General features: G+C 56.0%; 20 protein-coding genes. 3 read left to right on the top strand and 17 right to left on the bottom strand.

What is annotated here, in order from left to right; all coding sequences use genetic code 11:
- Nucleotides 1-15 precede the first annotated feature (15 nt).
- The 4 genes from mtaB to prmA all read right to left on the bottom strand — a co-directional run bounded on the left by mtaB (nt 16) and on the right by prmA (nt 3,977).
- The gene (gene mtaB, locus ACZ439_RS22755; protein ID WP_054798012.1) at nt 16-1,416 is read right to left on the bottom strand and encodes a tRNA (N(6)-L-threonylcarbamoyladenosine(37)-C(2))-methylthiotransferase MtaB; all 1,401 of its coding nucleotides are present in this window, start codon (nt 1,414-1,416) and stop codon (nt 16-18) included.
- A gap of 2 nt (nt 1,417-1,418) precedes the next feature.
- On the bottom strand, nt 1,419-2,219 hold the full coding sequence (locus tag ACZ439_RS22750) for a 16S rRNA (uracil(1498)-N(3))-methyltransferase (protein WP_127606881.1): 801 nt from the start codon (nt 2,217-2,219) through the stop codon (nt 1,419-1,421).
- An 83-nt stretch (nt 2,220-2,302) separates the two neighbouring features.
- A complete protein-coding gene (locus tag ACZ439_RS22745) occupies nt 2,303-2,989 on the bottom strand; it encodes a site-2 protease family protein (protein WP_141336547.1) in 687 nt (228 codons plus the stop codon).
- A gap of 10 nt (nt 2,990-2,999) precedes the next feature.
- Complete coding sequence (prmA, locus tag ACZ439_RS22740) at nt 3,000-3,977, bottom strand: 50S ribosomal protein L11 methyltransferase (RefSeq protein WP_054798013.1); 978 nt, start codon at nt 3,975-3,977, stop codon at nt 3,000-3,002.
- Nucleotides 3,978-4,123: 146 nt separating this feature from the next.
- Between prmA and ACZ439_RS22735 the strand changes: the two genes are divergently transcribed.
- Both ACZ439_RS22735 and ACZ439_RS22730 read left to right on the top strand, forming a co-directional pair.
- Nucleotides 4,124-4,597: a CBO0543 family protein gene (locus tag ACZ439_RS22735; RefSeq protein ID WP_054798014.1), complete on the top strand. Its 474-nt coding sequence runs from the start codon at nt 4,124-4,126 to the stop codon at nt 4,595-4,597.
- 20 nt (nt 4,598-4,617) lie between these two features.
- On the top strand, nt 4,618-5,094 hold the full coding sequence (locus tag ACZ439_RS22730; protein WP_054798015.1) for a CBO0543 family protein: 477 nt from the start codon (nt 4,618-4,620) through the stop codon (nt 5,092-5,094).
- 52 nt (nt 5,095-5,146) lie between these two features.
- Here ACZ439_RS22730 and ACZ439_RS22725 read toward each other — a convergent pair whose 3' ends face one another.
- The 13 genes from ACZ439_RS22725 to gpr form a co-directional block, all read right to left on the bottom strand.
- Entirely contained in the window at nt 5,147-5,542 is a 396-nt protein-coding gene (locus ACZ439_RS22725; RefSeq protein ID WP_054798016.1) for a hypothetical protein, read from the bottom strand.
- Nucleotides 5,543-5,590: 48 nt separating this feature from the next.
- The gene (locus ACZ439_RS22720; protein WP_127606891.1) at nt 5,591-5,743 is read right to left on the bottom strand and encodes a YfhD family protein; all 153 of its coding nucleotides are present in this window, start codon (nt 5,741-5,743) and stop codon (nt 5,591-5,593) included.
- A 157-nt stretch (nt 5,744-5,900) separates the two neighbouring features.
- A complete protein-coding gene (dnaJ, locus tag ACZ439_RS22715; protein WP_141336544.1) occupies nt 5,901-7,028 on the bottom strand; it encodes a molecular chaperone DnaJ in 1,128 nt (375 codons plus the stop codon).
- A gap of 84 nt (nt 7,029-7,112) precedes the next feature.
- The gene (gene dnaK, locus ACZ439_RS22710; RefSeq protein ID WP_141336543.1) at nt 7,113-8,942 is read right to left on the bottom strand and encodes a molecular chaperone DnaK; all 1,830 of its coding nucleotides are present in this window, start codon (nt 8,940-8,942) and stop codon (nt 7,113-7,115) included.
- Between the two features lie 51 nt (nt 8,943-8,993).
- Nucleotides 8,994-9,590 carry a nucleotide exchange factor GrpE gene (grpE, locus tag ACZ439_RS22705; protein ID WP_054798018.1) on the bottom strand — a complete coding sequence of 199 codons (597 nt, stop codon included), beginning with the start codon at nt 9,588-9,590 and terminating at the stop codon, nt 8,994-8,996.
- Between the two features lie 137 nt (nt 9,591-9,727).
- Nucleotides 9,728-11,269 (bottom strand): TCP-1/cpn60 chaperonin family protein, encoded by a 1,542-nt coding sequence (locus ACZ439_RS22700; protein WP_127606897.1) that lies wholly within the window; start codon nt 11,267-11,269, stop codon nt 9,728-9,730.
- Entirely contained in the window at nt 11,266-12,300 is a 1,035-nt protein-coding gene (gene hrcA / locus ACZ439_RS22695) for a heat-inducible transcriptional repressor HrcA (RefSeq protein WP_464620247.1), read from the bottom strand. The genes ACZ439_RS22700 and hrcA overlap by 4 nt, the downstream gene beginning before the upstream one ends.
- Before the next feature lie 97 nt (nt 12,301-12,397).
- A complete protein-coding gene (locus ACZ439_RS22690) occupies nt 12,398-12,865 on the bottom strand; it encodes an N-acetyltransferase (RefSeq protein WP_127606901.1) in 468 nt (155 codons plus the stop codon).
- Between the two features lie 74 nt (nt 12,866-12,939).
- Entirely contained in the window at nt 12,940-14,112 is a 1,173-nt protein-coding gene (gene hemW, locus ACZ439_RS22685) for a radical SAM family heme chaperone HemW (protein WP_464620246.1), read from the bottom strand.
- A gap of 75 nt (nt 14,113-14,187) precedes the next feature.
- The gene (gene lepA / locus ACZ439_RS22680) at nt 14,188-15,999 is read right to left on the bottom strand and encodes a translation elongation factor 4 (RefSeq protein ID WP_127606905.1); all 1,812 of its coding nucleotides are present in this window, start codon (nt 15,997-15,999) and stop codon (nt 14,188-14,190) included.
- A gap of 148 nt (nt 16,000-16,147) precedes the next feature.
- A complete protein-coding gene (locus ACZ439_RS22675) occupies nt 16,148-16,537 on the bottom strand; it encodes a hypothetical protein (RefSeq protein WP_141336753.1) in 390 nt (129 codons plus the stop codon).
- A 186-nt stretch (nt 16,538-16,723) separates the two neighbouring features.
- On the bottom strand, nt 16,724-17,977 hold the full coding sequence (locus ACZ439_RS22670; RefSeq protein ID WP_141336754.1) for a stage II sporulation protein P: 1,254 nt from the start codon (nt 17,975-17,977) through the stop codon (nt 16,724-16,726).
- A 499-nt stretch (nt 17,978-18,476) separates the two neighbouring features.
- Entirely contained in the window at nt 18,477-19,475 is a 999-nt protein-coding gene (gene gpr / locus ACZ439_RS22665) for a GPR endopeptidase (RefSeq protein WP_127606911.1), read from the bottom strand.
- 186 nt (nt 19,476-19,661) lie between these two features.
- On the opposite strand from gpr, the gene rpsT reads away from it, so the two are divergent.
- Entirely contained in the window at nt 19,662-19,934 is a 273-nt protein-coding gene (rpsT, locus tag ACZ439_RS22660; protein WP_127606913.1) for a 30S ribosomal protein S20, read from the top strand.
- The last annotated feature ends 29 nt before the right edge of the window (nt 19,935-19,963 follow it).

Here is a 19,963-nt window from a genome sequence, read left to right as displayed (position 1 = left end):
ACAACACCCTTCCATTTATACGATTGCTTTGGCCGCTTGTCCTGGAATTGCCTCTGCCGTCGCCTTCGTCGCTCTCTTCAAGCCGCTGACGGCAGGCAGCTGCGGCGCGCCGACGATTTGTCCGCGGCATTCGTTGACGCCCGCTTCCGTCACCTTCACCCGGCACACTTGCCCGATCCAGTCTTCGCTGCCTTCGAACACAACCGACAAATAGTTATCCGAGTAGCCCATAATCATCCCGCTGCCGGGCTGCGCTTTATGCTCGCGCTCCGGGATGATCTCCAGCACTTGGCCGATGAATTTCTGCGCGTAAGCGAGCTGCATCCGTTCGGACAAATCGATCAGCTCGTGCACGCGCGCGTTCTTCAGCTCTTCGTCGACCTGATCCTCCATCCGCGCTGCCGGCGTACCGGTCCGCTTGGAGTACGGAAACACGTGCATTTCCGAGAAGCCCATACGTTCCATGAACGCATAGCCGTTCCGGAACATCTCTTCCGTTTCGCCCGGGAAGCCGACGATGACGTCCGTCGTAATCGCGACGCCCGGCATAATGCGGTGAATATGCTCGATCTTCGCGGCAAACTCCTCGGTCGTATATTTCCGGCGCATCCGCTTCAGCACGTCATTATCGCCCGCCTGCAGCGGAATGTGCAGATGACGGCACATTTTCTCGGAATGCTGGAGCACCTCGAGCACCTCATCCGTAATTTGGCTGGCTTCGATGGAGCTGATGCGGATCCGTTTCAAGCCTTCCACCTTGTCCAAATCCCAAAGCAGCTTGGCCAAGCTGTAATCTTCCATATCTTCCCCGTATCCGCCCGTATGAATCCCCGTCAGCACGATTTCCTGATAGCCTGCGTCCACCAGCATCCGCGCCTGGTTGATGACGCTTTGCGGTTCGCGGCTGCGCATTAATCCGCGCGACCACGGAATGATACAGAACGTGCAGAAGTTGTTGCAGCCCTCTTGAATTTTCAAGAAGGCACGGGTCCGGTCTGCGAAATCGGGCACGTCAAGCTCTTCGAACGCCCGCGTTTTCATGATGTTGCGGACCGCATTGATCGGCTGCCGCTCCCGCTCCAGCTGCTTCACATAGGTCAAAATTTTGTCCCGGTCCTGCGTGCCGATCACCAGATCGACGCCCGGGATGGCTAAAATTTCGGCCGGGGACGTCTGTGCGTAACAGCCGGTGACCGCAATGATCGCTTCCGGGTTGCGCCTTATTGCGCGGCGAATCATTTGCCTGCTCTTCTTGTCCCCCGTATTCGTAACCGTACACGTATTGATCACATAAATATCGGCCGTCGATTCGAAGTCGACCTGCTCGTAGCCCTCCTGTTTGAACAGCTGCCAGATCGCTTCCGTATCGTAGAAGTTGACTTTACAGCCGAGGGTGTGAAAAGCGACTGATGCCATAATTACCGTTCTCCTCCCATCTCACCGGATTCATATAAAATACACGTCAGACCGACCATGGCGGCGGTTTCCGTTCGTAAAATACGTTTGCCCAAAGAGACCGCACGGCAGCCGGCGCGTTCCGCTTCATCCGCTTCGCGTTCGCTGAATCCGCCTTCCGGTCCGACGATCAGCAGCAGCTTCGGACGAGCAGCGGCATGAGTGCCGCCGGTCTCCGCCGCTTCCGGGCCCATACGCCCCTGAAGCGCTGCGCGAATCTGCGCTCGCAGCTCCTGAACATCCTGCTTCTCATAGCAAAACCAAGCGGCATCCGCCTCGGCGGCGAGCTGCAGCAGCTCCTTCCAGCCGCGCACGGCGTCGACGGACGGAATCCGGTTGCGGTGCGCCTGTTCGGCCGCTTCCTTGGCAATTTTTTGCCACCGTTCCAGACGCTTGCCTTCCTTCTTCCCGTCCAGCTGAACGACGGTGCGCTCCGACGTGAAAGGCACGAACCGGGTTGCCCCGATCTCCGTTCCCTTCTGGATCACCAGCTCCATCTTGTCGCCTTTCGGCAAGCTTTGCGCGATCCATACGTCGACGCTTGGTTCGCGGTCCATCGGAAGCTCCGTCTCAACCTCCGCCGACACTTGTCCGCCTTCGAGCGAACGAAGCACGACAACAGCTTCGCGGTTCGCCCCGTCGCTCACGATACAGCGATCTCCGGCTTTAGCCCGCATGACGCGAATCAAGTGGTGAGCGTCGTCACCCGTTATCGTAACCATATCAGCGGAAAATTGCTCCGGCTGAATGAAATATCTCTGCATAACCCCCATCGCTTTCCAAAAAAAAGGTGAGACCGTTATACAGGTTCGTAGAACGGTCAACCTTCATCATACACGTTTTTTCGCTAAAAAGCCAGAGGTCCGAATATCGGTTTAAGTATAGCCACGAACAAGGCCAAAATGTCGTTCTGCCAAGCGAAAATCGGGCCGAGCGTTACCACACGGATCGGCGGAATAAAGAACATCAGCAGCACGGCATAGAACAACCACTGCTGGTATTGCTGCAGCTTGATCGCCCAGGGACGCGGCAGCACATCTTCCAGAATGCGGTAGCCGTCCAGCGGCGGGAACGGAATCAAATTTAAAATGAATAGAAATATGTTCTGAATAACCATCCAGTGCAAAAACGTCAGCACGGCGCTCGAAACCCCCGGACTCATGCCGTCAAGCCAGCCGTACGCGTGAAAAGCGTAGACGAACACCAAGCTGATAAACCCGAGTACAAGATTGCTGAAAGGGCCCGCGAACGACACGGCGATACCCATCGCGCGCGGGTGTTTGAATCGTCCCCGGTTGATCAGCACGGGCTTGGCCCAGCCGATCCCGACAATGAGAAAGAAGATCATGCCCAGCCAATCCAGATGAACGCGCGGGTTTAACGTCACCCGGCCCATCGCGCGCGGCGTCGGGTCGCCGAACTTGTCGGCAAGATACGCATGCGCAAATTCATGTACCGTGAAGGCAAGCAGCAGCACAAGAAAGACGAAGGGCAGTTCGTCAACCGGATACGGCAGAAAACTACTCCAATCCATCGACGCTCACCTACGGCTTTCTGGCGACGAGCACGACCCAATCCTGATCCTCGTTCACCTCGGTTACATGGAAGCCGGCCGACGTTAATGCGTCCTGCACCATGTCCTGCTTGCTCTTGATAACGCCTGACACAATATACGAGCCCCCCGAGGCGAGCGCTTCGTACACATCCTGTACGAACATTAATATAATTTCCGCCAAAATGTTGGCGACCACGACCTGCACCGGCAGCTTCACGCCGAGCGCCGTGCTTTCACCGGCAGCCCGATGTTCATTGATCACCTGCAGCAAATCGCTCAGCTTCACCGTAATGCGATCGTCCAAGCCGTTCAAATGTACGTTCTCCGTCGCGCTGGAGACGGCGACCGGATCAAGATCGAGCGCGAGCACGTGTTTGGCTCCCAGCTTCGCCGCCGCGATTGCCAGAATCCCCGAGCCCGTCCCGACATCAATCACGTCGTCGCCTTCCTTCACAACCTGCTCGATCGTCTTCAGGCAGAGGGCCGTCGTCGCATGCGTTCCCGTCCCGAACGCCATGCCCGGATCCAGTTCCAGAATAATCTCTTCGGCCTGCGGCTCGTACTCTTCCCAGGTCGGCTTAATCGTCAGCCGGTCGGTAATGCGCAGCGGTTTGAAATATTGCTTCCACGCATTCGCCCAATCCTCGTCGTCGACCAGCTTCCACTCGTAAGTCGGCTCGCCGGTATCAATATCAAACTCCGCGAGCTGAGTAACGGATTGCTTCAGCTCCTGGAGGATCGCTTCGGTATCCGAACCTTCGGCAAAGTAACCTTTAATAACCGCTCGTCCTTCCGGAATATCGTTCAACGGCAGCTCGTACCATTGACCTAGCGACGTGTCGCGCGGTTTGTTCAACGTGCCTGATTCCTCGATGGAAACGCCTCCGGCACCAAGCTCGTGTATAAAATTGGAGATCATTTCGATCGCTTCTTCTGTCGTATATACCGTAATTTCATGCCAACGCACCGGGTATTCCCTCCCATAATTTGCTCCATTTTCACGCATAAGAACAAGTATACAACAATTAGGGATACGGGTAAAATGACGGGTTCTTACATAAACGGTGCGGGAAAGGCTAAATCTAACAAACACACAGTAAAGGCGGGTCCGTAATGACGAAGGATAGATGGATAATAGCTCTGATTTATTTGCTTGGAGCGATCGCGACCGTGCTGTTGATCCCCAAGCCCAAGCGGCGAGAGGCGATTATGGCATTTCTCGCCTGTCAGCCGTTAACCTGGTTAGACTCGCTGCTGCACGTCAAGTTTCATCTGCTGTCATTCCCGGTGCGCGAATTTCCGAAAGCGACCGACCTGCTGTTTACGACCGAATACTTTCTGTATCCGCTAATATGCGCGCTTTATATCGCGAATGAGCCGAAGGGAGCGCTGTCCGCCCGCCTGGCCGCTCTCGCATTGACCGTCTCCGCATTAACCGGTATCGTTGCGCTGCTCGTCACCTATTCGAATTTAATTCGATACGAGCGCTATTCCTGGTACTGGACCTGGATTAGACTTTTTCTGGAATTCACCGTTGTTCGCTTGTACTGCGGCTGGTATTTCAAATCAGAGCCGACTGCCAACTAAACCAGGTGCTCCCGTTTGTCATGATGATCGAATATATCGTTCTTATGTGCGTATGGATCATCAGCATCTCGATGCTGATCTTCTGCGTGCCCAAGCGTAAAGCTCGAATAGCCTACGCCGGCTTCTTGTTCAAACAGACGATCACTTGGATTGCCGGTCTGTATGTCGTGGAAAAAGGGTGGATCGTATACCCCGTGCGATTGTTTCCTGAGCAAAACCGGTCCAGCTTTACATTCGAATATTTGGCGTTCCCGGCCGTTTGTGCCGTCTTTAACGTCCATTACCCTTCCGGGCGTTCCCTTCCGGTTCGCATCGGTTACTATCTTGCCTATACCTCCGTGATGACCCTCGTGGAAGCATGGATCGAGCACAGGCTGGCGCTCATCGATTATGTGCATTGGGCCTGGTATTGGACGTGGCTGACGCTGCTGCTCACATTTTATTTGTCGCGAATATTTTGCCTCTGGTTTTTTCAAGCGAAACGGCTCCCGGCATGAATGAATCTTCATGCCGGGAGCCGTTAGCATACCGTGAGCCTGGCGCTTCATTTCAGACGCTGCCGCCCGCATCGCGGATCACGCGTTTCGCCTGCTCGACGGCCGCCTCATCGAGCACGACCGTCAACAACACATTGCGGCGCGTCATATCGTCCGGATCGTTCATTAGCAGTTCCCTGCTGCCGTCCGCCATGCCGCTTGCATCGACGTCGGCGGCCATCAGGACGCGTGCATCCTGATTCGCGCTTGTCGTTCCCAAAGTTAAATAAGACAAACCGGGAAAATCGCTATTGGATAACGGATTTAACGTTTCGCCAATCCCGTGTCCCGGGTATTCCCCCACCTGGTCGATTTGCACCTCCGCCGCACGCAGTGCTTTCAGCTTCGGCACACAGCTTTGTGCATCCTCCGTCGTTCGAAAGTAGGCCATGATGCCTTTCTCTGACATATGTCAAACCTCATTTCTCCAAAATCTACGGCCGTGATCCGGCATCAGCTATTCCTGCTCTTGTCTGGCATCGGCTAGCGCGGCGCGTTCCTCCGCTTCCAAGTCGTCGCTATCTGCCAGCTCTGCAGAAAATTCGATGTCCTCGTTCTTCGCGATCGGCAATCGATTTTTTTGAAACGCCTTTTTCCATCGTTCCGCCATGGTCCAGCCTCCTTTCAAGTCGGTATCCATCCCAGGGTCCACCGTGCAGGTTCAAGAACCTGCTTCTATTGTCCGCATTATTAACGGGAATATGCGGCCCGCTTCACGAAAAAAGCAGCCTTCGGGAAATCCCGCAGGCTGCTTTCGGATAGGCGCTTCAGTCGCCTAAAAATGCTTTTTTCATTCGTTCGAAAATCGATTGCTGCTGCTCGTGCGTATTCTCTCCGTTTTGCCGGGAGAACTCGCGCAGCAGTTCGCGCTGCTCATCGCTCAAGTTCGTCGGCGTCACGACGACCACCTTCACGTGCTGGTCGCCTTGGCCGTAACCGCGCAGACGCGGTACGCCTTTGCCTTTCAAGCGGAAATACGTGTCGGTTTGCGTGCCGGGAGGAATTTTCAGCTTGACCTTCTCCGTCAGCGTCGGAATTTCGATCTCGTCCCCGAGCGCCGCTTGTGCAAAAGTAAGCGGTACCTCGCAGTAAATATCGTCGCCTTCGCGTTCGAAGAAATCGTGCGGCTTCACGCGGATCACGACGTACAAATCGCCTGCCGGACCTCCGCGCGTACCCGATTCGCCTTCTCCCGTTACCCGCAGCTGGGCGCCGTCGTCGACACCTGCCGGGATGTTCAGGTTAATGGTGCGCTGCTTTTTCACTTTGCCGGCGCCGTGACACGTCTGGCACTTGTCCTTAATAATTTTCCCTTGACCTTGGCAGGCGGAACAAACCCGGCGGTTCACGATGCGGCCGAACGCCGTGTTCTGCACGACCTCCTGCTGCCCGGAACCATGACAGACGCCGCATGTATCCGGCTTCGTACCGGGCTTCGCGCCGCTGCCGTGACAAGTCTCGCACGTTTCCGTACGAGGAATGTGAATGTCGGTCTTCTTCCCGAAGACCGCTTCCTTGAACTCGATCGTCATCGTATACTGCAAATCGTTGCCGCGCTGCGGAGCGTTAGGATTGCGCCGGCCGCCTCCGCCGCCGCCGAAGAACATATCGAACAGGTCGCCGAATCCGCCGAAATCCGCATTGCCGCCGAATCCGCCGCCGCCCATGCCCTGGTTCGGATCGACGTGGCCGAAGCGGTCATACTGCGCTTTCTTCTGTTCGTCGCTCAGTACATCGTAAGCTTCCTTCGCTTCTTTGAACTTCGACTCCGCGTCGTCCGCTTTGTTGACGTCAGGATGGTATTGACGAGCAAGCTTGCGGTAAGCTTTCTTGATATCCTCCTGCGAAGCATCCTTGCTAAGCCCTAATACTTCATAGTAATCGCGTTTACTCATCCTTCACTCCCACTCCCTGGCCTGCAAAAAAAGGAAAGTGTCCGGCTTGAGAAGGTCAAGCCGGACTTGTTGTATGCGAACGGATTATTTCTTGTCGTCAACGACTTCGAAATCCGCATCCACGACGTTGTCTTTGCCTTTCGCGCCCTGCGGCTCGCCGCCTGCGTTTTGCGCTTCTTGAGCCGCTTGCTCATACAGCTTCACGGACAGCGCCTGCACGATTTGCGTCAGCTCTTCGCTGGCCGCTTTGATTTCGTCGAGGTTGTCACCTTCGAGCGCTTTTTTCAGCTTCTCTTTCGCTTCGTTCGCTTTGTCAATTTCGCCTTGATCGACCTTGTCGCCAAGATCTTTCAACGTTTTGTCGACTTGGTAAACGAGCTGATCCGCTTGGTTGCGTGCTTCGACCGTTTCTTTGCGCTTCCGGTCTTCTTCGGCGTGCGCCTCGGCGTCTTTCATCATGCGGTCGATTTCCTCGTCGGACAAACCGCTGGAAGACGTAATCGTAATTTTTTGGCTCTTGCCCGTGCCTTTATCCAGTGCGGATACGTTCACGATGCCGTTCGCGTCGATGTCGAAGGTGACTTCGATTTGCGGAACGCCTCGCGGCGCCGGCGGGATGTCGCCCAGAATAAACCGGCCGAGCGTTTTGTTATCGTTAGCCATCGCGCGCTCGCCTTGCAGCACGTGAATTTCTACGCTAGGCTGGTTGTCGGCATATGTGGTGAACACTTGTGATTTCGTTGTCGGAATCGTCGTGTTGCGGTCGATCATTTTGGTGAACACGCCGCCGGCTGTTTCGATACCGAGGGAGAGCGGAGTCACGTCGAGCAGCACGACGTCCTTCACGTCGCCCGTCAACACGCCCGCTTGCACGGCCGCGCCGAGTGCCACGACTTCGTCCGGGTTCACGCCTTTGTGCGGCTCTTTGCCTGTCAAGCGTTTAACCGCTTCTTGAACGGCCGGGATACGCGTAGAACCGCCGACCAACACGATTTTATCGATTTTGTCCGCCGTCAGGCCTGCATCGCTAAGCGCTTGACGCGTCGGTCCGAGTGTGCGCTCGACGAGAGGCGCGGACAATTCTTCGAATTTGGCCCGGGTCAAGTTCACTTCCAAGTGCTGCGGAACGCCGTCGACCACGGTAATAAACGGCAGGGAAATCGTCGTCGTCAATACGCCGGAAAGTTCTTTTTTCGCTTTTTCCGCAGCGTCTTTCAACCGTTGTACGGCCGCTTTATCTTTGCTCAAGTCGATGCCGTGCTCTTTTTTAAACTCGGCAACGAGATAGTCGATGATCACTTGGTCGAAGTCATCGCCGCCGAGACGGTTGTCGCCGCTCGTCGCTTTTACTTCGAAGAAGCCGTCGCCGAGCTCAAGGATCGAGACGTCGAACGTACCGCCGCCAAGGTCGTAGACCAGAATTGTTTGGTCTTCGGTTTTTTCCAAACCATAGGCCAAAGCCGCCGCTGTCGGCTCGTTTACGATCCGCAGCACTTCCAGACCGGCGATTTTACCCGCGTCTTTGGTCGCTTGGCGCTGGCTGTCATTGAAATAAGCCGGAACGGTAATAACGGCTTGCGTGACCGGTTGGCCGAGGTACGCTTCCGCGTCGGCTTTCAGCTTTTGCAGGATGATCGCAGAAATTTCTTGCGGCGAATATTCTTTGCCTTCGATAATTTCCTTATGGTTCGTCCCCATATGACGCTTAATCGAGATAACCGTGCGATCCGGGTTCGTGATCGCTTGGCGTTTCGCCGTTTCGCCGACGACGCGCTCGCCGTCTTTCTTAAAGCCGACGACCGAAGGGGTCGTGCGGTTGCCTTCCGCGTTAGGAATAACGACCGCTTCGCCGCCTTCCATAACCGCGACGCAAGAGTTCGTCGTTCCTAAGTCAATACCGATAACTTTACTCATAAGGATAAGCCTCCTTTTGTTTTCGAAAGTTTGTCATATAACGGATTTATGCTATGAGCTCACTTTAACCATCGCAGGACGAAGCACCTTGTCTTTCAGCATATAGCCCTTCTGCACCTCTTCGACCACAATGCCTTCCTCGTACTCGTCGGATTCCACCTGCATGATGGCTTGATGGTACTCGGGGTTAAACGGGGTGCCGACGGTTTCCATCGCCGTTAAGCCCTCCGTCGCAAGAATTTGGGTCAATTGACGGAAAGTCATATCAATGCCCTTCGCAAGGGCGTCATAATCTTTATTATCCTTGCTGGCTGCAAGCGCCCGATCAAAGTTGTCGATGACCGGAAGCAGCTGCTCGATCACTTTCAAAGAGGCGTATTTCGCAAAATCTTCCTTTTCCTTTTGCGTCCGGCGTCTGTAGTTGTCAAAATCAGCTTGGGCCCGCAAAAACCGTTGGTGGTTTTCGTCCGCCAGCTTCTTCGCCTGCTCCAGCTCCGCTTGGACAGCATCTTGGGGTTCGGAAGCTTCCGCAGTGCCCGCTTCCGCCGTCTCTGCGCCCTCTGCTTCGTATGTAGCGCTCTCCGGTTGATTTTGCTCGTTTTGTACGGCTTGTTCACCGCTTTGCGGATCTCGTTGTTCCGTATTCAATGTCTGTCACCTCCTTAACCGAATCGGCTGCGGCCGCGCCCATTCCATAATATGCGCCGCCGCTCTCTCTTTTAAATATTAGTCTAACCACGTAGTCGGGCTCAAAACCCTACATAACGCAGTTGGATAACAAAGGTTTAATCTTCTTCGCGCGGCTGCCGCATCTTGATTACGGTATGAATGCGCAGCACGGCGGACGCCACTTCTCCTGCGGCCTGCAGCGCCTGCAGCTTCACATCGGCCGGATCGATGACCCCGAGCGCCTCGAGATCGGTAATGGCGCCGGTATCGCAATCGATGCCAAGCTTGTCGCTGGCGGATGCGATCTGCGCCGCTTTCACTTCCTCGACCTTCTCCAGCGGGTTGTAGCCGGCATTGACGACGATCTGCGAGAGCGGCTTGCGCAGCGCGTGAGCAACCGCTTCGAAACCAAAACCTTCCATGCCCCGCACGGTTTCGCGATAGCGTTCAAGCTCATGCGCGGCGGCCATTTCCGCCGCGCCGCCGCCGGGCAGCCAGCCGCCGCGCAGTGCGGCCTGCACCGCCGAAGCGGCGTCGCGCGCAATGCGCAGGCGTTCGCCGGCGATCTCGTGCGTGCTTGCGCCGACGATGATAGACACTTCGACGCTGCCTCTGCCTTCGGCGATGCGCACGCATTCGAGGCGCTCGTCGTAGGCGATATGCCCGGCGAAGCCGAGATAAGGGGCCAGGTCAGCCGCCGGCCGGTACAGCGCGGAACGGCGAACCGGCCGCGCGCCGCTGTATTCGGCCAGACGGCGCAGCTGCGCCCGCGGCAGACGCTGCAGCACCATGATGCCGTGATCGGTGCAGAACTGCTCCGCTTCCGGATCGACGCCACGCTCGCTGACGACGAGCCCGACCCGCAGCTCGGTCAAGCGGCCGAGGGAGGCGCGGAACTGCTCGCGCAGCTGCATTTGCCGGTGAAAGCCGGCCTCGGTCATCAGCGCCTCATCTTCCACCTCTTCCGGTCCGAACGCATCCTGCATCATCAGAATGCGGGCCTCGTCCGACGGGAAATCAGGCTGCAGGTTGGCGGGCTTCTTCGCGATGACGAGCCCGGGCCACACTTCGCCCGGCGACTTGCCGAGCGACTGCACAACATCCGCGAAGCGAAACGATTCTTCGCGCAGCTTTGCCGCGCCAAGCTGCCTGGCGCCGTCTATGATCAGCTCTGCAAGGTCGGCATGCTCGCGGCCTGCGATATAAGCGATCCGATAAGCCATCGGATCGTCCAGACCCTGCAGCGGCCGCGACCGCTCGCTTAAACTGCGGACGGCGTGCGCGACGCCGTCCTGGATGCCGCGCACGACTTTGGCCACAGGCACGCCGCGCGTCACCTGCCGGGCGCCTTCGGCGACGAGCGCGCCCGCGAGCACCGTCGCTGTCGTCGTCCCGTCGCCGATCCGCTCCTGCTGCGCCCGCGCGACTTGAATGAGCAGCTGGGCCGCGGGATGCGCGACGTCCATCTTCTCCAGAATCGTCACGCCGTCGTTCGTAATAATTACATCGCCATGAGCGCCGACGAGCATCGTATCGAGCCCTTTCGGGCCGAGCGTGCCTTCGACGGCCGAACAAATCGCACGTACCGCATTGGCGTTATTCCGCAGGCTGGCGTACGATTCCTCGCCTTCCGGACCCGAAGGTTTCATCTGACTCATTTATACCAACGCTCCATCAACTGTGTCATATCTTTGGACAGATGGTCCAACAGCTTGATGACTTTAGCGTAATCCATTCGTGTCGGACCAAGAATGCCGATCGTGCCGAGCAGCTGCCCTTCGAGCGAATACGTCGCCGTAATCAGGCTGCAGTCGTTCACGGCCTCCATCTTGTTCTCGCTGCCGATCCGTACTTGAATGCCTCCGGCTGCGTCCGTGCCTTCGAACAATTGAATGATCTTCGGCGTCTCCGACAGCAAATCGAGAATGCTCTTCACCTTATCGACATCCTTAAACTCCGGCTGCGTCAGCATATTCGTCGTGCCTCCGAGGAACACGCGCTCTTCTTCGTCGCGTTCGAAGACGGAATCCAGCATGATCAGCAGCTCTTCGTAACCGGACAAGTAACGGCTCATTTCCGAAGCGATCTCCGTGTAAAGCTTCGATTTGAAGTGCAGCAGCGGCACGTTCTTCAACCGGGCGTTCAGAAGATTCACCAACTTCTCGATTTCCGACATCGGAATGCCTTCCGGAATCGTTACCGTCTTGTTCTCCACCTGACCGGTGTTCGTCACCACGATCGCCACGGCGGTCCGCTCGTTCAAGGGGACGATTTGCAGATGCTTCAATGTTGTGGTAAGCATCTCCGGACCCATGACGATCGAGGTGTACGGCGTCACCTGCGACAAAATCAACGCGACCTGTTGAATGACACGTTCCATCTCCTGCATGCGTTCGGCAAAGAAACGTTTCATCACGTCGACCTCTTCGCCGGCTTCTTGCGCACCTAAAGCCATCAAGTGATCCACGTAATACCGGTAACCTTTATGCGAAGGGATTCGGCCCGCCGACGTATGCGGCTGCTCCAGAAATCCCATTTCTTCCAAATCGGACATTTCGTTGCGGATGGTGGCGGGACTGAACCCCACATTGCCGCGTTTGGATATGCTGCGTGAGCCGATCGGCTCCGCGGAACGGATGTAATCGTCAACGATGGCGCTTAAAATATGTCTCTGACGTTCGGTTAGCATATTCGAAAACCACCTCCGATTCCGGGCTCGTTAGCACTCCGATCAATCGAGTGCTAAGCTAATACAAAAATAACAGACCTCAAGGGTCTGTGTCAAGTCAATCCAGCCGTTTGAGCACGGCGATTTCGTCGCAGCAGTGCTGTTTTTTACAGTGAATGCAATCGCGCCATACTTTTTCCGGAAAGATTTCCTTCTGCACGACCGTGAAGCCGTTTCTTTCGAAGAAAGCCACCTCGTATGTCAGCGCCATGATCTTCGGAATGCCTTGAGCTCTCGCTTCTTCCACCAGCTTGTTGACTATCGATTTGCCGATGCCGAGGCCCTTGTATCCGGCCGTCACGCCGAGCGAACGGATCTCGACGAGATCCGGACCGAGACGCGTGTTAGAGCCGCAGCCGACCAGCCGACCGTCGACTTCCGCGACGACGAACGTATCCAGCTGAGCCGCTAACGTTTCTTTGGAACGCGGCAGCATAATGCCCTGCTCCGCATAGCCTTGAATAATGTCATATAAAGTATCGATATCCTGTTCGTTCGCCTTCCGGCAGGTCAGGGTCAAAGTCATACGGGCTCCCACCAATCGCATTATGAAGAAAATGAAATGATATGAATAAATATACAACAAAACGTATAAAGGCTTCAACCTATTTTTAATTCAGACGCCTCCAAAAACTCCGCGAACACCTCGTTGCCGAGCAAAACGCCCGAATCGCTCAGCCGGTAGCCGGTTTGCGTCTCTTCCAGCAGCCCTTTCGCGCACAACCGGCGTATCGTTCCGCCGAATACGGATTCCAGCGGCCGCCCGAACTGCTCTTCGAAGTCGGATCTGCGCACGCCGCGCAGCTGGCGCAAACCAACCATCATAAAGTCTTCCATCGCTTCAACCTCTTCGACCTCGCTCGTCTGCAGAAGCGGCAGGCCGCTGCGCGTAGCGTCGATGTAAGGCTGAACCCCTTTGATGTTAACGTGCCGCGTCCCGCGCACATAGCCGTGAGCGCCGGCCCCCAGACCGTAGTAGCTTTGGTTAAGCCAGTACATCGAATTGTGCCTGCTCTCGTAACCCGGTTTCGCAAAGTTGCTGATTTCGTACTGGCCGTACCCGGCCTCCTTCAACCGCTTCATTATATGAAGGAACATGCCGACCTCCTCATCCTCCTCCGGAAGCGGCAAATCGCCGCGTTCGTAGAGCGAGTGGAACAGCGTGTTCTCCTCTACCTTCAAGCTGTAGATCGAATAATGGGGCAGCTCCAGCGCGAGCGCTTCCTTCAGCGTGGCCTCCATAATATCGATCGTTTGCTTCGGCAGCCCGAACATCAAGTCGATCGACATGTTCGTAAACCCGGCCTTGCGCGCATTCTCCAGACTCCGGTACACGTCGTCCGTATTGTGAATGCGCCCGATTCGCTCGAGCAGCGCATTGTCGAACGACTGTACGCCAAAGCTGATCCGGTTCACGCCGCCCTCTTTCATCGCCTGCAGCTTCTCCAGATCGGTCGTCCCCGGGTTCGCTTCCATGGAGAACTCGATATTTGCCGCCCAATTGCCAAAATACATGCGCACGCGGCGAAGGAATACGTCCATCTGCTCCGGCGTCAGCACCGTCGGCGTCCCGCCTCCGACGAAGATCGTCTCGATCTCACCCGGCGGCACGCTCTTTACCGTCCGTTCCATCTCCCGCTCCAAGGCATCCAAATAATCCATGACCGGCTGCCCCTTCAATATATATGAGTTGAAATCGCAGTAATGGCACTTGTTCGTACAAAACGGGATATGAAGATACACCGCCTTGGGCGTTTGCGTTTGCTGCAACATGCTTAGTCCCCCCCTTAATGCCAAAAGCAGGCGTTCGCGTTATGCCGAACACCTGCTTCCCGCACTGCTTTTGATCTATTCGTCGATCTTCAAGACGGCCATGAACGCCTCCTGAGGCACTTCCACGCTGCCGACCTGCTTCATCCGTTTTTTTCCTTCTTTTTGCTTCTCCAGCAGTTTCCGCTTCCGGCTGATGTCGCCGCCGTAGCATTTGGCCAATACGTTCTTGCGCATCGCTTTGACCGTTTCGCGGGCAATGACCTTCTGCCCGATCGCCGCTTGAATCGGCACCTCGAACATTTGACGCGGAATGAGCTCGCGGAGCTTCTCGCAAATGATGCGTCCGCGGTTGTAAGCTCTGTCGCGGTGGACGATGAACGAGAGCGCGTCGACTTGCTCGTTGTTCAGCAGGATGTCCATCTTCACGAGATTCGTCCGCTTGTAGCCCGACAGCTCGTAGTCGAACGAAGCGTACCCTTTCGTGCTCGATTTCAACTGATCGAAGAAATCGTATACGATCTCCGACAGCGGAATGTCGTAGGTAAGCGTCACGCGCGTCGTATCCAGGTATTCCATGTTGACGAACTCGCCGCGCTTGCCCTGGCACAGCTCCATAATCGCGCCCACGTAATCGTTCGGCACGATGATCTTGGCTTTTACGAACGGCTCTTCGACGAAATCGATTTTGCCCGGCTCCGGGAACAGCGAAGGGTTCTCGATGTTCAGCACCTCGCCGTTCGTCTGCGTGACGCGGAACACGACGCTCGGCGCCGTTGTGATGAGCGGAATGTTGAATTCGCGCTCGATCCGCTCCTGGATGATTTCCATGTGCAGCAGCCCGAGGAAGCCGCACCGGAAGCCGAAGCCGAGCGCTGTCGACGTCTCCGGCTCGAAGCTGAGCGAAGCGTCGTTCAGCTGCAGCTTCTCCAGCGCATCGCGCAAATCGTTGTAATCGCTCGTTTCGATCGGGTACAAGCCGCAGAACACCATCGGATTGATTTTGCGGTAGCCCGGCAGCGGTTCCGGCGTCGGATTCTTCGCGTCAGTCACCGTATCCCCGACGCGGGTGTCCCCGACATTTTTGATCCCGGCCACAATAAAGCCGACATCGCCGACTTCAAGCGAATCCACGATGCCCATACGCGGTTTGAACGCGCCGACCTCAATGACTTCGAACGTTTTGTCGGTCGCCATAAACTTGATTTTCGAACCGGCCCGGATCGATCCGTCGATGACGCGGACATACACGATAACGCCCTTATAAGGGTCGAAGTGCGAGTCGAAAATGAGCGCTTTCAGCGGCTGCGTCGAATCTCCGGTCGGCGCCGGAACTTTCTGCACGACCTGCTCGAGAATTTCCTTGATGCCGATCCCGGCTTTGGCCGAAGCCAAGACCGCTTCGCTCGCATCGAGACCGATGACGTCCTCGACCTCCTGCTTCACCCGTTCCGGATCTGCGCTGGGCAGGTCGATCTTGTTGATGACCGGCAAAATCTCCAGGTTGTTGTCGAGCGCCAAGTACACGTTAGCCAGTGTCTGCGCTTCGATCCCCTGCGCCGCGTCAACGACAAGCAGGGCGCCTTCGCAGGCGGCCAGACTGCGGGATACTTCGTACGTGAAATCGACGTGTCCCGGCGTATCGATCAGATTCAATATATATTCCTCGCCGTCGTCGGCGCGGTAGTTCAAGCGTACGGCCTGCAGCTTGATCGTAATGCCCCGTTCCCGCTCCAAATCCATTTGGTCGAGCACCTGATCCTGCATCTCGCGGGATGTCAGCGCGCCGGTAAATTCCAAGATCCGGTCGGCCAGCGTCGATTTCCCGTGATCGATATGGGCGATAATGCAGAAATTTCTAATTTTCTTTTGTCTGGCTTGGATATCCATCGGCAGCAAAACCTCACTAAACTCGCTTTTTGTACAATACTTTTCATTATAGCAGTTGTGGGGTCTTGCATCAATGCACGGAAATTCCGCGCTGTTTCCTGCTTGCGGGCCCCGACAGCCTTGCAGAGAAGTCCCCCTGCCTGCGCCATTACTTCAGCATCGCCTCAAACAAAGAAACAATGGCGCGGATGCCGTGATAGGCGATGATTTGCAGCAGCTCTCCCGCCTTGTTGCCGACCCGGTTGATGCCGGTATCGGCGGCGGGCTCCTGAGGCGCTTTCGCTACAGGCTTCGTCTTCTTCTCGGCCGTTTTCTTCACCGGCTCCGACTTCTCGGGCGCAGGCGGCGCCGACTTCTTCGCCCCTGCCGGAGCTGCGCTGTTCGGGCGCACTCCGGCGGCGGAAGCTTCGCCCGGCGGCTTCGTCAGCGGACCGTGAATGCGTTCGGTTCCCTGCGTCGCAAGCGATACCCCGAAAAAAAGGCAAAAAGCCATCGCCAATGCGATGGCGCCGAATTTGAACCAGCCGCTTCCGTTCATGATCCTTTGCACGCTCCTTGCCTTGTCTCTTCAGGCCGCCTCAGCGCCCTTTCTTCTTCCCGCGTTTCGGTTTCGCATGACCAACCGCGCCAATCGGGTTCCCCGGGGTTCTCCGCGCTTCCGCCTGTAGCTTACCTGTCCGCGTCCTCAACGATTTGGCTTGGCCGCTTCATTCCCCTGGCCGTGTCAGCTTGGCTTTTTTGCAGACGTGCCGTCCGAGGCGGGCGACGGTTTCGCATCGACCTTCTCCGCGTTCAGGATGACCTCGGCGATCGCTGCAGCAAGCGCATCCGCTGTCCGGTAGCATTCCTCCAGGCTGTTATCGACCCCGCCCACTTCGACCAATACGCTGTTCGGCGAGAAGTTCTGGTTGTATACGCCGTTCCCTTCCCCCGACTTCGCATGAATACCCTTGGAAATGCCGGGGAATTTCGCTTCCAACGCCTCATGAATTTTCTCGGCAAACTCGTAATTTTGTTTATAATTCGGGTTTTTGCCCCCGATAATGAAATAGATTTGCGCGTAGTCTACCCCTTTGATGGTTGCCGTCGTTTTCGAGCGCCGCTGCGAATCGCGATGGATGTCGAAGTAATAATCCAGATCGGGATGCCCGGCCGAAGCTTCCTGCAGCGTTTTTAACGAATATTTATAGGAAAAGTAATAATTGAAGCCTTTCTCGATAGCCGGATAGTTTTTATCCGAATGGACGGCGCCGATGCCTTCCTTTTCCAATCTCTGCGCAAGCCTGAGACCGACCTGGGTGACGTTCTTCTTCGGATCGTACGCTTTATCCGGATCCTTCTCGCCCGGCAGCTCCGGCAAATACGATTCCTGGTTGTGAGACTGATAGATAAAGGCGACATTCTTGCCTGCCGCAGCGGGAGGCTGAGCCGTCGGCGCTTGCGGTCCGAGCACCGCTCCGCCCGTTTCGCCCGCCGATCCCGGATTCGCCGTGATCGTCCCTTCGCTCCCGAGCTCCTTCCCCTCAAATACATCCGACCGCGGACTGTAATCCTCCGGCGTATCGATGCTTCCCACATTATTCAGCGGCACCGCACGGGTCTGCGACATCCCCGGCACTTCGCGGGCTATCAGCGTCTTCGGATCGTTCGGATTCAAATCCGTCACGAGCGCGAACAAAAAATTCGATACGTTCGATTGCGAGAACGTGAACGATTTGCCGCCGGCCGGCAAGCCCGGTACCTCAAGCCCCATCATATCCATAAAAAAGCGGCTGGATACGGACGCGGCAAGCCCCTTCATCGAAGCGTTCGGCGAGGCGCCCGACACCCGCGATTGCACGTAGCCGAGCACGCCCAGCACCATAAAAAAAATGAAGCACCCTATCATCAACATGGACAACGTTTTCGAATAAACCCCGAGCATTTGTCCCGTTTTGCGAACTTTGCTTAGATTGACGGTGACGGCAGACCATTTCATGTACTTGTTCCTCCTCTTTACCGGATCGCGTCGTACGACCGTTGCTGCGATGTCGGCAGGGGAACGATTCGTGATTCGTGTCCCCCGCTTCTCTAGTAACTACTCTATGAGTCTCGTTCGGGAGATAGAACCATAAATTTCATAGGGCTCGCAGGCTCTGAGCAGGCAGGCGTGCTGATTCAGGACGTGAAGGAGTACGTGGAACAAGCCGTCACAGGGTGCGTGCGGTAACAACTGAAATCGATAAGGTCGGGGGAGCGGTGCAAAGCGCAGGGTCTTCGTTCCGGGAAATCGACGGTTCCATCGCCGAGTCAGGCAGGCTCATCCGCAATCGTCTACCACGCAGTTGCTTGTAAGGGCCGGTAACTTGCAGAGGCTGCTAAGCCGCTTCAAAATGACTTAACAAACAGGAAGCCATCCCTAAAGCCGCTGCGCTTTAAGGATGGCCTCTGTACGGGGACCGTAACACAATTGTGCGTGCCTCCCGCTCATACCGATGCTAGTGCGTGTAAGCCGATACATTGTCCACATCAACCGCTTCATGGAGCGCGGCGTTCAGGCCGCTGGCGATGATGTTGGCGATATCCTCGATAAATTGGTCGATTTCCTTCGGCGTCACGAGCAGATCGTGACCTAACGGATTCAACACCTCTTTGACGAGCTCAAGCCGTTCCTGCTCCTGCATCGTATCCATTAAACCGAGGATTTGTCCGGTGTTGGACGTTTGCCGCGCAAAATGGGCATGCATCAAGTCAAAGGCGTTGTTGACGATCGTGCTGGCGTAAACGACTGTCGGAACGCCGATGGCGATGACCGGCACGCCGAGCGCATCGAGCGTCAGCCCCTTGCGCTTGTTGCCGATGCCGGAGCCGGGATGGATGCCCGTGTCCGCGATCTGGATCGTCGTGTTTACCCGCTCGAGCGAACGGGAAGCCAGTGCATCGATGGCGATGACAAGATCCGGCTTGGACCGTTCAACGATGCCCTGCACAATATCGCTCGTTTCAATCCCGGTCGTGCCGAGTACGCCGGGCGCCACCGAGCTGACCGGCCGATAGCCGGGACTGACTTGACCCGGCATCAGTTCAAAGTAGTGGCGGGTAACCATCACGTTCTCAACGACCATCGGACCGAGCGCGTCGGGGGTCACATTCCAGTTGCCGAGTCCAATGATCAACACGCTGGCATTAGCGGGAACATTCAGCTTGAGTAGAAATTTTTCAAATTCACGGGCAAACACGGTCGCGACGCGGTCCTGCAGATCGCTGTCTTTTTTGCGCAGCTCGGGAACATCGATCGTAATGTAATGCCCCGGCAGCTTGCCGATCGCCCGGGAGCCTTCCTCCGACGTGATGTCGATCAGGCTGACCCGGATGCCCTCCTCGTCTTTGCTGGACGTATGTACGCCGGGAATGGCCGAGCCGGAGGCGGAAGCCAAGTCGTGAGCTTCTAACGCGAGGTCCGTTCGCACCGAATACGCGCTTAAATCCAAATCCATGAACGTATCCCCTCTCTTCATCGTTTCGCTCGTATATTGTGTGATAAACAAGAGGGCGTTATACAAAATGTTCCGCTAACGGCCTGACGTTCTATTGCATTTTGATACCGCCCATGTTAGAATATCTAGAGTTGTCAACAAATAAGAACTTTGTTTGTTTGCAAGTTGTTGTAGGAGGTGAACGTCATGCCAAACATTAAATCCGCTATCAAACGCGTGAAAGTGAGTGAAAAGCGCCGTCTGCGCAACGCATCTCACAAATCCGCACTTCGTACTGCTGTAAAAGCTTTTGAAACGGCTGCAGCAGGTAGCAACGTGGAAACTGCTAAAGATGCTTTGATCGCTGCCAGCAAAAAGCTGGATAAAGCGGTGACCAAAGGTTTAGTCCATAAAAACACAGCTGCCCGCAAAAAGTCCCGCCTCGCGAAAAAGCTGAACGCGCTTGCCGCTCAAGGCTAAGCGTCCCGATACAAGCATGCGACAAACAA

The sequence above is a fragment of the Paenibacillus sp. JCM 9796 genome (assembly GCF_055379675.1).
The sequence above is the reverse complement of the archived record's forward strand: the minus strand, read 5'-3'. Positions and strand labels throughout refer to the sequence as shown.